This window comes from Desulfoluna sp. HI9BLuna (assembly GCF_056829775.1).
The window spans coordinates 2815324-2830448 of record NZ_CP186555.1; the positions used below are offsets into that span (position 1 = coordinate 2815324).

The 15125-nt window shown below is 55.6% G+C and carries 12 protein-coding genes; 5 read left to right on the top strand and 7 right to left on the bottom strand.

All coding sequences use genetic code 11. The features are described from left to right. Window positions 1-389: 389 nt before the first annotated feature. The 4 genes from ACOYW0_RS11460 (at window position 390) to ACOYW0_RS11475 (ending at window position 5540) form a co-directional block, all read left to right on the top strand. A complete protein-coding gene (locus ACOYW0_RS11460) occupies window positions 390-1127 on the top strand; it encodes a lysophospholipid acyltransferase family protein (protein ID WP_482418567.1) in 738 nt (245 codons plus the stop codon). Window positions 1128-1361: 234 nt separating this feature from the next. Further along, window positions 1362-1856: a cytochrome c3 family protein gene (locus ACOYW0_RS11465; protein WP_482418568.1), complete on the top strand. Its 495-nt coding sequence runs from the start codon at window positions 1362-1364 to the stop codon at window positions 1854-1856. A gap of 481 nt (window positions 1857-2337) precedes the next feature. Beyond that, window positions 2338-4284: a methyl-accepting chemotaxis protein gene (locus ACOYW0_RS11470; RefSeq protein WP_482418569.1), complete on the top strand. Its 1947-nt coding sequence runs from the start codon at window positions 2338-2340 to the stop codon at window positions 4282-4284. Window positions 4285-4664: 380 nt separating this feature from the next. After that, on the top strand, window positions 4665-5540 hold the full coding sequence (locus tag ACOYW0_RS11475; protein WP_482418570.1) for a hypothetical protein: 876 nt from the start codon (window positions 4665-4667) through the stop codon (window positions 5538-5540). A 351-nt stretch (window positions 5541-5891) separates the two neighbouring features. On the opposite strand, the gene ACOYW0_RS11480 is transcribed toward ACOYW0_RS11475, so the two are convergent. The 6 genes from ACOYW0_RS11480 to ACOYW0_RS11505 form a co-directional block, all read right to left on the bottom strand. Beyond that, window positions 5892-7304 carry a cobyrinic acid a,c-diamide synthase CobB gene (locus ACOYW0_RS11480; protein WP_482418571.1) on the bottom strand — a complete coding sequence of 471 codons (1413 nt, stop codon included), beginning with the start codon at window positions 7302-7304 and terminating at the stop codon, window positions 5892-5894. Window positions 7305-7369: 65 nt separating this feature from the next. Further along, complete coding sequence (locus tag ACOYW0_RS11485) at window positions 7370-7618, bottom strand: dissimilatory sulfite reductase D family protein (protein ID WP_180138187.1); 249 nt, start codon at window positions 7616-7618, stop codon at window positions 7370-7372. A 94-nt stretch (window positions 7619-7712) separates the two neighbouring features. Further along, window positions 7713-8861 (bottom strand): dissimilatory-type sulfite reductase subunit beta, encoded by a 1149-nt coding sequence (dsrB, locus tag ACOYW0_RS11490; protein WP_482418572.1) that lies wholly within the window; start codon window positions 8859-8861, stop codon window positions 7713-7715. A gap of 12 nt (window positions 8862-8873) precedes the next feature. After that, window positions 8874-10250: a dissimilatory-type sulfite reductase subunit alpha gene (gene dsrA, locus ACOYW0_RS11495; protein ID WP_482418573.1), complete on the bottom strand. Its 1377-nt coding sequence runs from the start codon at window positions 10248-10250 to the stop codon at window positions 8874-8876. Window positions 10251-10843: 593 nt separating this feature from the next. Next, window positions 10844-11974, bottom strand: coding sequence for a hypothetical protein (locus tag ACOYW0_RS11500; RefSeq protein ID WP_482418574.1), 1131 nt, complete (start codon window positions 11972-11974; stop codon window positions 10844-10846). A 94-nt stretch (window positions 11975-12068) separates the two neighbouring features. Further along, complete coding sequence (locus ACOYW0_RS11505; RefSeq protein WP_180138195.1) at window positions 12069-12692, bottom strand: tetratricopeptide repeat protein; 624 nt, start codon at window positions 12690-12692, stop codon at window positions 12069-12071. A 393-nt stretch (window positions 12693-13085) separates the two neighbouring features. Here ACOYW0_RS11505 and dapA point away from each other — a divergent pair, with 393 nt between their 5' ends. After that, window positions 13086-14123 (top strand): 4-hydroxy-tetrahydrodipicolinate synthase, encoded by a 1038-nt coding sequence (gene dapA / locus ACOYW0_RS11510; RefSeq protein ID WP_482418575.1) that lies wholly within the window; start codon window positions 13086-13088, stop codon window positions 14121-14123. Between the two features lie 163 nt (window positions 14124-14286). Here dapA and ACOYW0_RS11515 read toward each other — a convergent pair whose 3' ends face one another. Then, on the bottom strand, window positions 14287-15081 hold the full coding sequence (locus ACOYW0_RS11515; RefSeq protein WP_482418576.1) for a YkgJ family cysteine cluster protein: 795 nt from the start codon (window positions 15079-15081) through the stop codon (window positions 14287-14289). Between the last annotated feature and the right edge of the window lie 44 nt (window positions 15082-15125).

The window sequence follows — 15125 nt, forward strand, 5'->3', positions numbered from 1 at the left end:
ACACAGAAGGCCGTACCCCGGTTGATCACAAAGTGGTTCGGCCCACTGAACAGACGCGCCCTCCGTCACGGGCAGGCCCCCGTGGGGCATGCATTCCGGAAACCAGAGCTAACCGACCGATTTACCCTCACTATACAATACGGAAACGGCACCGTCCGCGCCACCCGATGCAATAGCATAATTGAAGAAAACTGCAATGGATTTTATCCGGTGACCGGGCGTCAGGGTCCCTATCCAAAGGGTCCCAAGGCCCATGAGTGTACCTCGAACACCCTCAAATTTCCAACAGGCTTTTTCAATTGATCAATTTACACCCCGAGGATAGAATAGCGACCCAGGAATTTTCCCATCGGGTCCAGACCCGCAGATTAAACCCATGGAGACGATCATTGAAGAAGCTCAGTCCCCCTTTGTCCTACGCAATCGGCCTTCTTTCACGGGTCCTTTTTTCCCTTCTTTTTGCCACCTGCCGACTGGAGATTTTCGGTAAAGACGCTGGCGCCGCCCACAAACGGGGCCGCACCCACGGCAATGTCCTGTATGTCACATGGCACCAGCGCCTGATTCCTTACATCTGGTACTACCGCTTCAAAGAGGTGGTGGTGATGGCCAGCATGAGCCGGGACGGTGAGCTTGCCTCCCGCTATGTCGAAGCCTTTGGCTGGATCTCCGTGCGGGGATCCTCCAAAAAACGGGGCCGCGAGGCCCTGCTGGAGATGGTGCCCTACGTCCAAAAAGGCCACCCTGCGGCCCTGGCCTGCGACGCTCCCACCGGCCCTGCCTATATATCCAAGATGGGCATCGTGGCACTGGCCCAGAAATCGGGCCGCCCCATCCAGGCCGGCATGTGGAGCTGCGACAATCACTGGACCCTGCGAAGCTGGGACCGCACCATCATCCCCAAGCCCTTCTCCCGCATCATGCTCATGTACGCCGAACCCATCCATGTGGAAGAGGGCGCCTCCCGCGAGGCCTGTGAAGAGGCGCGCCAATTGCTTGACGACCGGCTCAATGCCATGATGTACCAGGCCGATCGCTATTTCGAATCCGGTGTCTCCGACCCCCGGGATATCCCGGTTCCCACCCCGGTTCCACGCCCGGACCCGAAGGAAGCCCTTCAAGGGTAACCTTTTATAAACACATCATAAATCCATGGTTTTCTACTGGATAAATCCACTGAGAACCAATTGACATTGAAAGTTCCCCCTGATAAGATCACCCCGTTTATAATTTCTGTAAATGGTGATTTTAGGGGAATCACGCTTTAAACCGGGACGGCCGCTGCGGAGTTGACGACACAGCCACGGGCTGCACCTTTCGTACCGAACCGTCACCGACTGGGAGAGGAAAGGAAACTAAAAATGAACAAAACCCGTTTGATTACGCTGCTGTCCGCCCTTGTGGTCTCTCTTGCGGCGGTGAGTCTTCTCTGGGCAGGGACCACCGTGGAAGACACCTTTGACATGAAAACCAAAGAGTACACCGAAGCCGGCGGACACAAGTACAGCCCGGTACCGTTTACTCACAAAAAGCACCACGAAGATTACAAGATCGGCTGTGGTGAGTGCCACCACGATGAAAACGGCAAAGCCCTGGAACTCACCATGGGTGATGATGTCCAGCGCTGCATCGATTGCCACGACAAGCTCGGCCGGGCTCCCAAGGGCAAAGGCAAGAAAAAGCTCAAGGGCAAGGAAAAGCGTCAGTACCATGCTGAGGCCGTCCATGACAACTGCATCACCTGTCACAAAGCCTTCAACAAAGAGTTCAAGAAGAAGGCCAAAGACAAGAAAGCCAAAGGGCCGGCCCCCACAAGCTGCAAAAAATGCCACACCGAAGGCAAAATTAAAAAGTAGTCGTCCCTGATTCAGGGCATCTGTTTAAAGGCGCTTTTTTCCTTTTCAGGAAAAAGCGCCTTTTTCATTGCCTGCTCCCGCCCTCCGCTTCCCGGCAGTTCTTTGCCCACCCACCCCTTCCTCTCCGGCGTTCACTTACCCAATCCACACGAAAAGACCGCGGGTGATCCCTTCTGTCAGCAATCCGGTAATCACTTAAAATAACGACAGGTTTCCCCTGTTTTATTCTTCGTTTTAAAAAAGTTTCGAAAAATTCCGAATTAGTTCTTAAGTAAACATAGTTCCGTGCCGTTAAGACTACATTAGTGAGATTGAACTAAGTATACAACATCTCACGACGGGCAAAACGAAACGCGACTTCCATGGCGTTATCAGCAAAATAAAGCTGCCCGACCCGGCCTTTTTTTTATTCTTCGTTAGGCAATATGTGAAGAGCCTTTCTTCACCCCTTATATTTCAACGTTGGCACGGAGAACCACACATGAAGCTACGCCTAAAATTCCTTATACCTGTCCTGCTCATCATCCTCACGGGCCTTGTGGCCATCACCACCCTCGGGTATGTCAGCTCCAAAAATGCTCTCAAGCAGAGCGTTCACACCCAGCTTACCTCCCTGACCGAGGCAACCTCCGAGGTCCTGGGAAAATTCATCCGAGACAACCGTTCCCTGCTGCACTACTGGGGGTCGGACACCCTGTACAGAAACTTCGCCATCAATCAGGACACTCTGATGCGCAAGGCCGTTCATGAGAAGCTCTCCCGCATCCTTGAGACCTTTCCCAGCATCGAAAACTTCCTGATCACCCTGCCGGACGGAACCATCATTGCCTCGGCAGTCCCCGGGGTGGAGAACTCCCTGAATATTTCGGACCGGACCTACTTCAAGGAAGCCCTCAAGGGCCAGCCCGTCACCTCCCGGGTAATCAAGAGCAAGGTGAGCGGCGAGCCCGTCTACGTGGAATCACTGCCCCTGACAGCAAACAACGCCGTGGTGTGTGTCATCAGCCTCGTGGTCAAGATGAACACCGTCACCGAGCTCTTCATCGACCCCATCAAGGTGGGGGAGACAGGGTATGCCTTTGTCATGGAGGAAAACGGGGCGGTCATCGCCTACCCGGACAAGAGCAAGATCCTCACCCTTAACGGCAACATGTTTGATTTCAGCAAGGAGATCCTCAAGCTGAAAAATGGGCTGAGGACCTATGATTTCAAGGGCAAGGAGAAGATCTCGGTCTTCAAGCAGGAGAACTTGTCCGGTTGGATCACCGTCATCAATGCACCGTCTGAGGAGGTGTTTGCCGCGGCCGTCACCCTCCGGAACCAGCTGATCATCATCGCCACCATCACCATGGTGGTGATCTGGCTCGTGGTCCGAACCCTCACCCAGGCCATGGTGGTCACCCGCATCAAGCGCATTGCCTCCCGCATGAGGGATATCTCTCAAGGGGAGGGAGACCTGACCATGCGCATCCGCATCCAGTCCGGGGACGAGATCGGCGAGCTGGCCCAATGGTTCAACACCTTTGTGGGCAACCTCCAGGACCTCATCACCCAGATTGCCGGCAAAACCAAAATCATCGACGGGGCCTCCACCGACCTCTCCGGGGTCACCCACAAGATGAAAACCGCCTCCGGGGACATGAGCGACAAGGCCGTTTCCGTCACCACCTCCGGCAAGGAGCTCAACGCCCACATGGCCGATGTGGCCGCCGCCATGAACCAGTCTTCGGCGGGCGTGGGGATGATCGCTTCGGCCGCCGAAGAGATGACCGCCACCATCACGGAGATTGCCGGTAATTCAGGACGGGCCCGGGAAATCTCCACCCAGGCGGCCAGCAAGGCCAGCGGGGTGGCCAAAGGGGTCGAACAGCTTGCCGCGGCCGCCCGGGACATCGGGGTGGTAACCGAGACCATCTCCGAGATATCGGACCAGACCAACCTCTTGGCCCTGAATGCCACCATCGAGGCGGCCCGGGCCGGAGAGGCCGGCAAGGGCTTTGCCGTGGTGGCAGGGGAGATCAAGGACCTGGCCCGCCAGACGGCCGAGGCCACCGGGGAAATCACCGACCGAATCCGGGGAATCCAGGACTCCACGGATGCGGCCACCAGCGACATCGCCGAAATCGACACCATCATCTCCAATGTGAGCGAAATTGTAGCGGGCATCGCCGCTGCTGTTGAGGAGCAGTCTGTCACCACCCGGGAGATTGCCGACAACGTGGCCCAGACCTCCATGGGCATTGACGAAGTCACCCGGACCATCTCCCAGAGCAGCGAAGAGACCCACGGAATCACCGAGGAGATGGAGGAGGTCAACGGCCAGGCCAGATTCCTGGCCGACAACAGCAGCCGCGTTCAGTCCGACGCCGATAACCTGGCCACGCTCTCCGATGAAATGAGCGGTCTGGTGAGCCGTTTCAAGGTCTGAAAGTGAAAAAGTGACTTTTTTTTGAACCTGGGGGGCTTTGGCCCCCCATTTTTTTTGTCTCCAAAGAGAATTTATGGTATGGATTTCTCAAACCCATCATCTTGAAGTGAAAGCATTTTTCTTCGGTAGGGGAGACAGGGGTCTCACCCGTGATACCGCCAAATGATTTCCTTCGGTGCGGCTTTTTAAGGGCCCACGACAACACATAGACCCCGTTCATCGTTGCGATCCGCCTGGGTATTGAGTCAAATCAGCCAAGGGTTAAGGCGGGTTTTCCCTTTGTTGGGGGAAGCGATCCTTACTATGTGTTCCCGTGGGCCGTTTTGTGTTCCAAGCCGTCACAGCAAACGCACAGCAAGTCATGACAGGAAGTGAGACCGTTGAAGAAGGATGTAAAGATCAGGGTTCATTTCAAACCCGGTAAATCGAAAAGAGCGTGCAAACCTCTCTCCCTGCTGGGAGATCTCATTGAATCTGAGCGCATGGAACTGGCTGTCCAGTCCATCATGGCCGAAAACCTCTACCATATCCATGAAAAGAGCCAGAACCGCAGCGTGGCCCTCATGAGCGGCCTCATCCAGAACCGCTGCGACAAAGGCTGGGTCTGGATCAAGGGCGTCATCGGCAAAGGCCCCATGAAAGGCCAGGTCCATTACTGGCTGGAAAACGACGGATGGGCAGTGGAGAGCACCGACCTTCCGGGGTCTGTCCTCACCGATCCCCACGGGGTCCTCGTCATGGACGCGGCCATGTACCGAAAAGAGATGAAGCTCAAGGCCGTCACCACCCGAAAGGCCAAGCAGGTGACCCAGTGGCTCCTCAAGCAGAAGAAAAAACGCGACTCGGCCATGAAGGGTAATCAGCCTACTCAGCCTGCACCGGCCCCGCCCGTGGCCAAGGCCCCCGAGGCTCAGCCGGTCCCTGCTGCTGCCGTATCACCCAAGGCTGCGGTTGAGGCCGCACCTGATCCTGCAGCTCCTGCGGCGGAAAAGTCCGCACCGGCTGCCCCTGTAGCAGAGCCCGCCACCCCCAGCGACAGCGATCTGGACAGCGTGGCAGCAGAGCTCGCCGTCATGGGCGCCGAAGACAAAGGGGCCTTCAAGGACCGCCTCATGGAGGTGATGGCCGAATTCAAAACCCAGGGCCTCACCCAGACCCGCATCGCTACGGCCTTTTTAAAGGCCAAGGTCCCCACCCGATCCGGCCGGGGTACCTGGAATCCCCGCATGGTTGGGGATATCTTCAAGCAGGTTTAATGTCCTGCTAAAAGGCCCCTTGGGCTTACCAGGCGCCGGAGGGTGCACCCAGCCCACCCGCACGGGACATGTCGTTTTTTAAACAGGTGTTCCCATGTGCGGGTGCGGCTTCCGCACCTTCCGGCGTGATGGCCGGTCATCCCTTGATCCCGCCCCACAAGCACACAAATCCCTCAAAAAAAATATCCATCAAGATCTCCTTGCGGGCATACGCCTGCCGTAACCGCACAGATACAACCCGTCGACATAGTGGTTTAAAGAAGAGCCTACGTACGCGACAGCACCGCTTTCTGTGGAAGGTGGCGAGGCAATAGGGGTGGTCTTGCGGACGGGCCGCATCAGCCGGGATTGTTAAGATCGATTTTTGTATTCTAAGGCTTTAGAAACAAAGGAGGGTGCCCAGGCAGGGGTGCCCAGGGCGTGGATGTGGGTGTAGGTGGCCAGGGCGTTGTACTTGGTGATGCCGTCGGCCTTGTCGGCCATGCCCGTGCCCCGTGCCATGGTAAAGGCGGCGTCATTGTCTTCCCGGTCCCATCGGGTGATTTTGGAGTAACGGAACTCATGGCCCTTGATGCGGGTTCCCACCTCAAAAAAGGGATTCTCCCCGGTGATCTCGGCCACCACGTACCCATGTCCCTGGGGCCTTTTGGACACGGAAAAGGAGAGGGGAAACAGACCGGTCATGGGGTGGATCTCTCCATCCACTTCGAGCTCTTCTCCCATGTAGATCAAACCGCCGCACTCGGCGTAGAGAGGCATACCCTCTTTGATGCGGGCAAGAAGGCTCTGGCGGAAGCTCACATTCTCACCCAGCTCACGGGCGTGGGTCTCGGGAAAGCCCCCGCCAATGTAGACCCCGTCAAGCTCGTCGGGGAGCTCGGTGTCCCTTAAGGGGCTGATCATCACCACACGGGCACCTTCGGCCTCCAGGGCTTCGATGTTTTCCGGGTAGTAAAATTGAAAGGAGGCGTCGCGAATCACCCCGATGACAGGTCGGTCGTCGGTACCTGCGCCCTCAACCTCGGGGACTCTGACGGTGCGCTCAAAGGGCTCGGCTGTTTCCGCAAGGGAGATGATACCCGGCACGTCCACATTATCCCGGATAATGGTCTCGGCGTTTTTTACGGACTCAAAGGCCCAGTCGTGTTCAGGGGTGGGAACAAGGCCCATGTGCCGCTCGGGGAAATCATGGGTCCTGAGCTTGGGCACCGCCCCGATCACCTTCACACCGGTATGGTATTCGATGTTGTTGATCAGGTTGTTCTTGTGCCGCGGGCCTGCAATGCGGTTGAGGATCACCCCGCCGATGGTAAGCTCCGGGTCGAAGTGGAGGCATCCCAGGACGGCCGCTGCCATGGTGCGGGTGCTCTTGGAACAGTCCAGAACGAGGACCACGGGTGCCTTGAGAAGCTTTGCGGTTTCTGCGGTGCTGGTCTTGCCGTCGATGTCGATGCCGTCGTAAAGGCCGCGGTTGCCTTCCACAATGGCGATGTCCGCGCCCAGCTTGGCTGAATTGGCAAGATAGGAGGAGACCACGGTGTCGTGGTCGATCAGGTAGGTATCGAGGTTGTAGCAGGGGTTCCCTGCAGCCAGGGAGAGCCACCCGGCATCGATGTAGTCGGGCCCCTTTTTAAAGGGGGCAACCTGTTTGCCAAGACTCCTCAGTGCAGCGGTGATGCCAATGGTCAGAATGGTTTTCCCTGATCCACCGCGAAGCGCGGAAATAAAAAGGCCTGGGATACTGCTGATTCTTTCAGATTTCATCAATCACTGCACTTGGGAGTCTTAGACAAATACGCTGGAAAGCCTGTCAGCGAAACAGGGGAAGATTACTCTTCGCCTTCTGCGCCGGCCTGCTTGCCCTGGCCTTTAAGACCGATCATGGTGGTGGAACCACTGGACCAGTACTCGAGAACTTCGTCTTTTACGAGGGCGTTCACGATATTCTTTACGGCGCGGGGCTTCTCATCGGGGAAGAATGCGTAGAAATCCTTCAAGTAGAACTTGGACTTGGATTTGGACTTCTTGGTCAGTTTCTCGATGATGACCTCTTTGGCTGCTTCTTTTTCTAATGCCATTGGGGACCTCCAATTTATAGGGCAGGGGACCTGGAGACCAGGTCCCCTGCAAGTTATCCATTTCCATACGAAATGGATGCGTGCTCAGCGTAAATTAGAACTTGAACTGAGTGGTCTGACGCCAAGACTGGTACGCAGCATCGCGGAAGTCGTCGATGAGGTGGTGGGTGAAGTCGAGTTCACACACGTCAAAGAATCGCTCCCAACCGATACGCTCAGCCCAGTCACCGAAACGCTCGTACTTACGGGCGCCTTTGGCGTACTGCTCGATCATCTTGTTGATGGTCTTGGTCATGGAAGGCCAGCGCGGGGTTTCGTTGGGCAGGAAGGCCACAACAACCTTGGAGAACTTGGGTGCGCTGATACGGTTGGACACCTTACCACCAGCCATGAGCACGATACCGTCGCCTTCGGCGTCGGAAAGGGGCATGGAGGGGCACATGGTGTAGCAGTTACCGCAGTACATGCAACGCTCGTTACGAACCGCTACAGAGTTAACGGTCTCGCCGCTGGGGAGCTCTACCTTGGCGGGCTTGATGGCCGCGGTGGGGCAGGAAGCTACAGCCAGGGGAACCTCGCACACCTTGTCAAGGTACTCGTGATCCAAGATGGGAGGCTTACGGTGGTAACCGAGGATGGCGATGTCGGAGCAGTGAACCGCGCCGCACATGTTGAGGCAGCAAGCCATGGAGATCTTGAGCTTGGCAGGCAGTCTGTGATCCTGGAAATCAGAGAACACTTCGTCCATGGTTGCCTTTACGGTGCCGGAGGCATCGGTGGCGGGGGTGTGGCAGTGAATCCAACCCTGGGTGTGGACGATGTTGGAGATACCGGCGCCGGTACCGCCGATGGGGAACTTGTAAGACCCACCGGGGAATTTGCGCTGGGCAAGATCAGCCTTGAGGGCTTCAACCTTGTCCTTGGAATCCACCATGAACTCGATGTTGTTACGGGTGGTGAAACGCAGACGACCGTCGCAGTGCTTGTCAGCAATGTCGCAGATCTCCTGGATGTGGGTGGAGCTCATGAGACGAGCGCCGCCGCAACGTACGGTGAACACTTCGTCACCGCTTTCAGCCACGTGAACCAGAACGCCGGGCTCGAGGATCTCGTGGTGGCTCCACTTGCCTTTGTTCTTCTTGATAACTTCGGGATAGAACTGGTCGTAATGCTTCGGGCCAATGTCCGTGATTCGACCTTCCATCGGTTTTTCGGGATCGTATCCTGAGGAAATAAAAGCCATGGTATACCCCTCCTAGCGTGCGTGATGCTTTCTGTATTCGTTGATGTCACGGTCCCAGCCACCTTCAACTTCGTCTTCTTTCCAGAAGATGTAGGGGTTGGTACGGGGATGATCGACGTGTACGGCCTGGGGCTCCATGTTGATCTTCTCAAGGAATTTCTGGAGACCCTGACGGATCATCAGCTCGCCGAGACGTTCACGGTTCTTGCCCTCTTCCATCCAGTAATCCCAGACAGACTCGATGACTTCAGTGAGCGCTTCGTATTTCTCTTCCAGGTACTCCATCCACTCTTCTTCGGAGTCGAAGTCGGCCAGCTGCTTGTTCATGGTCTGGTCGATTTCAAGGAAGGGAACCACGAGGGTACCCATCTGAGCGCCGTCAACGATGGGGGCCTTGGCGCCGGCGAGGATGGAAACACCACGCTGCTTACCGACTTTCAGAGCCTTGGGCATAACGTTGATGCAGTGCATGCAACGGTTACACTCTTTGTCGTTGATCTTGAGTTCACCGTTCTCGTACTTCATGCACTCGGTGGGGCACAGAGCGAGTACTTCGGCGTCGAGGTCAAATTTACCCCAGTCGCGACCGCTGTGAGCGCCGGCGTTGGCGGGGTTGGTGCCGTCGATGTACTTGGCCACTTCAGCCTGGTCCACCTGAATCTGATCTTTCCAGGTACCGATGAAGGAGAGGTCGGAACGGGCCATGGAGGCCACGCAGCCGTTGGGGCAACCGTCGAACTTAAACTTGAACTTGTAGGGGAACGCGGGACGGTGCAGCTCATCCTGGTACATCATGGTCAGGAAGTAGCAGAGCTCCTGAGTGTCGTAGCAGGCGTATTCGCAGCGGGACTGACCGATACAGTCAGCGGGGGTTCGCAGGTTGGACCCGGAACCGCCGAGGTCCTGATCCATCTCGTGGGTCAGGGTGTAGAAGATCTCTTCCAGCTGAGGCGTGGTGGTACCGAGCAGAACGATGTCGCCGGTAGAACCGTGCATGTTGGTGAGACCGGAACCACGGAACTGCCACAGATCCATCAGTTTACGCAGGTACTCAGTGGTGTAGTACTTTGCACCAGGCTGAGCCACACGTACTGTATGGAAGGAAGCCACGCCGGGGAATTCTTCGGGCTTGTCGCTGTAACGCCCGATGATGCCGCCGCCGTAACCGAAAACACCTACGATGCCGCCGTGCTTCCAGTGAGTGGTGCCGTCCTTGTAGGAGAGTTCCAGAAGACCGAGCAGGTCGTCGCAAGCTTCAGCAGGAATCTGAAAATCAATTCCTTTTTCGTTTTTTGCCCTGACTTCGGCTTCCTGCTTGATGTCGGACACAAAGCTTGGCCACGGCCCGGATTCCAGCTCGTCCAACAAAGGGGTTTCATGCTTTGCCATTGCCTTACCTCCATTGAATAAATAATTTTAACTCAACAAGACGAAATCAAATGAAACCATTTGACTTTGATTGCCAAGTCACTCAAACCTTAAACCTTAAACCACATAAAATAACAGCCAAAACAAACCGTCCCAGCTGCTACTGTCTATGCAATTTCCATTAATCAACTATAATGGCCCTATTATCAAACTCCATGGTATAAAGTTATTGCCTTTTCTTGTCAATAAAAAAGCTTTTTCCCGTGGTTATTAAGGCTTTACATTCCAAAGGCCTTTCAAGGCCTCATGCCCGCGCATCGCCTTCCCGTTAAATTGTGAGACGAGTTAATCTATTGAGACCTATCGATATCTACATCGCAATCATAAAATCGGGTCAAAAACAGACCCCTTCTGCAAATAACACCTTTCAGGGAATATCTCATCGTGTTTCACGGCGAGTCACATCATCGCAAGCTATCTCCCCCCACAGATCAACCCATTGATTTCTTATCTCAATACTTACTTTTAAACATAAAAAAAACGGACCCCATGGGGGGTCCGCCTTTGAAGATATGCCTAGCTTTATTCAATTTAAATGAACAAATAAATCAGAATTATTTTCTGTTTTCCTCGGTATTCATCCGCTGGACCGCACGATAAAACGCGGCCCCGTGCTCGGCAGCCTTTGCCGTCACCTCCCCCATCTCCGAAGCCCCTGGGTTGAAGGACGAAACCACCCCGCAGGCTGTCTCAACAAAATCTTCCAGTGTATGGGCGACCAGATACCGCCCCACCCAGTCACCGAAGGAGCCCTCCAGGGGCCCCACATCGGTGAGGTGGGCCACCCCGTCGAAAAACCCCTGGAGGGTGGCGGGCACGCAGTGATCTCCCACCCAGGCAACCTCACCGATGCCGTCGTAGCGATCTAACCGGTTCCGCAGGCTCAGGAGCATGAGAAAATAGAGGGCTCCTTCCAGAAGCTCTTCGGCCCCGGGCTCCTCCACATCGGCCATGGGCGTGTACTGCCGCACGGTGATGAGGCGAACCCTAGGGTCTTCCCCATCGATGTTCACCACAAAATCCCCTGCCGCATGGTGCCAGGGCTGCACCAGCTCAAAGGTTAGGGGGTTGTAGAGCCGGGTCAGGATCTCGGCGGCCTGACGATACACCGAGGCCTCCTGGTGAGGGGGTAAAAGGACGTGATCGTCACCGGCCCACACCACCACACGGTCTTTCCCGTCTTGGCGGGTCTGGTGAAACTCGTGGAAGCCTTCAAACCACTCCCCGAAAAAAAGGACCACGCGATGGGTGTCCACGTCCACGGCGTCCAGGGCGTACACATCGGGAAGGGCCGCACTTCGGCAGGAGAGTTGTTTCAAAAGGGCAAACTCCCCTTCGGCGCAGGCTCCCCCTTCGGGGGTCACGGCCAGGTTCACCACCAGGGATCTCTCTCCTGCATCCGAGCACACGGTCATGCGGGCCGGATGATAAAAGTGCCCGTGCTTGAGGATCTCCACATGGACAGATCCCACGGTGGGAAGGGGAGCGGAGAACAAGGCGCGAAACAGACCGGTTCCCCTGCCTGCGGCTTCTTTTTCAAGGACGGTCTCTACGGCACGGACATAGTGGCCGTAGCACAAGGTCGCTTCCCCGCAGGTACGGTCCGCGGGCAGCGGGGTGGCAAGGACTGCGTCATCGATCTGACCGCCGCGGCTGTGACCGGGCAGATTCCAGGTAATCTTCATGGGTTGCTTCTTCATCAATTTCAGGTTGCAGGGCAGGTATTTGCCATAAAAAAAGCCCCCTGCAGTGTGTGCAGGGGGCCTTGAATCCGAGTGCTTAGCTGCGGTGGGGTTCCACCTCTTTCAGCAGGGCCTCAGGCACCTCGTAGCCCATGGACTGGGCTATGTCAAAGTGCTCAATGGCCTTGGCGTACTCTTCCTTTTCAATGTAGGCGATCCCCAGGTTGTGGTGGGGAATGGGAAAATCAGGCTGGACCTCAAGGGCCTTCTTGCTGGTGGTGATGCTCTCGTCCACCAGGCCCTTCATCAGGTAGGCGTTGGCCAGGGTGGTGTACGCCTGGACAAACTTGGAGTTATGCACAATGGCCTTCTGAAGGTTCTTGATGGCTTCGTCCACGTTGCCGCGCTGCAGCTCAATGAAACCGATGTTGCCGTACCCAACGGCAAACCCGGCCCGGGACTTGGTGGCCAGCTTATTATAATAAAGGCAGCCCTCCACGTCTTCACGCTGCAGGGCAATACTGCCGAGCATCACATAGCCTTCGGCGAGGGTGGGACTACATCCCACGGCCTCGTTGAAGCTGGCTTCGGCTTCATCATACTTTTTCAATCCCATCAGAGCCACGCCCAGGTTGTAGTGGCTGTTTCCGCAATCGGGATTTCCGGCAATGGCATCCCTCAGTTGAGCAATATGTTCTTGCGCGTTCTTCGGCTTTTGCATGATCCCTCTTTGTCTGGTAACCCATCCAAAACGAGAAGAAACCCCAAACCGGGCACCCCTCGCTCAGAACCGGGTATTTTTTTTTATGTCACGGCCAGAAAAAAGTGGGCACACCCCCTTATATAAAGGTGCAACCCGCCTCTTCGGTTTCTTTTTTTTTAATAAATTCACAAACTATAACGCCCTCCCAAGGTTGTCAAATCAAATCGAAAGGGTCTGGCCCCTTTCATGCGAAACAGGTTCCGGTGGGGATCCCAAACCAACAAAGGTAGGGGCCTTCCCCTTGAAATCAAGCCTTTGGTATTGACACACCATTCTTTTTTTTTATATTTTTCCAAGGTTTGTAATCTTTAGCCACCTTACAGTCACATTTGCGAAGCCAGAGGTAAGACAATGAAAAAAGGCTGCTACACAGCACTGATCACCCCTTTTAGAAATGATCTTGTGGACTACGAGGGCCTCGAAAAACTGTGTCGCTTTCAGATCGAAAACGACATCACAGGAATCCTGGCCGTCGGAACCACCGGCGAGAGCCCCACACTCGCTTGGGACGAACACAACAGCCTGATAGAGATTATTTCCAAACAGACCAAGGGGAAATGTTTCTGTATTGCGGGCACCGGAAGCAACAACACCAACGAGGCGCTTTCAGCAACACGGCACGCCGTGGAAGCCGGGGTGGACGCGGTCCTCCTTGTGGACCCCTACTACAACGGCCCCAGCTCCCTTGAGATCAGAAAAGAGTATGTCACCCCCGTGGCCCGGACCTTCCCGGACATCACGGTGATTCCGTACATCATCCCCGGTCGCACCGGCGCCCAGATGCTTCCCGAAGACATCGCCCTGCTTCACCGGGAGTGCCCCAACGTCTCAGCCGTCAAGGAGGCCACGGGCAATCTGGACAACATGAAGCGCACCCGCGAAGTCTGCGGCCCCGACTTCAACATCTTCTCGGGAGACGACGCCCTGGTGGTGGAGATGATGACCGACCCGGCCATTGCCGCCTCCGGTGTCATCTCCGTGGCCTCCAACATCGTACCCGGGCCCGCCTCAAAGCTCATCAGGCTTGTGGCCGAAGGCAAGATGGATGAAGCCGAGACCCTGCACAAGGCCCTCACCCCGCTGTTCAAACTCACCAGCGTGGTCACCATGGAGGAGACCCCCTTCGGCGAGGTCAAGTGCCTGGCCCGGAACCCCCTGGCCGTGAAAACCGCCATGCAGCTCCTGGGGATGCCCTCGGGATCCTGCCGCAAGCCCCTGGGTAAAATGACCCGCAAGGGACTTGACGTGGTGGTGGGCTACCTCACCGAGGTGATGGACAACAACCCCGAGCTCCTGGCTCCGGTGGAGTCCTTCTTCGGGGTGGATATCAAGGCCCGCCTCACCGACAAAGCCCTTCTGGAGAGCCTTGTCTACGACGAGACCTATTAACGGCCCCCTGAAGACTTAACTGCACAAAAAAAGCCGGCTCCCTTTGGGAGTCGGCTTTTTTTATAAACAATAAACGGGATCAAGGGCCTTTTACCTGAAAAGTTATGAACAATTGACCCTTTTTTATCAAAACAGCCTTAAAAAAGGCTGCCATCACCCCTGACTATGCAGGGTTCTTCGGCTTGAACAGCTTATCCTCGTTTTCCTTTAAGAAAAAAACGTCCTTCAGCCAGAGAAAACCAAACTCAAGCAGCGCCAATTCGTCGGTCTTCATCTTTTCGATACGCTCTTGATCCACCTCGAATTTGTCGAGAAAAGGGCTCTCAAAGACAAACCGCTTGAAGGCGTCAAGGTTGTAGCAGGCCATGAAGAACATCTCTTTGGCCTTGGGGGTCCACTGGATATTGGGGGGAAAACTGCGCTTCCGCACGATAAGATCTGCCCAGCCCGCGTTGATCTCGTCGTGAATGTCCACGCCCTGGTCTTTTCGCCAGGAATCCACGGTCCACTCCTTGGCCTCTTCAAACCCTTTGCAGTGGGGCTCGTTGACGAAAAAGAAAAAATCCTTGTCGTCGTCACCGCCGTCTTCGCCGTGGCTGAGGTTGCCGACCCCCAAGGGGTAGTAGCGACAGGTGGTGGGGCGGTCGTCGTAGACAAGGCAGCCTTCGTCCCGCACAAAGGGACAGGACCGGATCTCGTCATCGAGAAGTTTCAGGGTCACCACGGGAAGGTCGGTTTTTTCAAACAGCTGGGGCTCGGTGTAGATGGCCAGAAACTCTTCGGACGGAAGTTCCAGCTTGTTTTTCAGGCGAATGATGTCGTAGGGGGTCAGGATGATATCGATCCCCCGGCAGCATTTGGTGAAACAGCTGACACCTTTGTGGCATTCAAATTGAAAACCGGAGCTGCGTCCCAACCGCACCGGTACGATGTCTGCCTTTTTTTCAGATTCACTCATATTGATCGCTCCTCACTCCTTCTATGTCAAAAACACGTCCCATA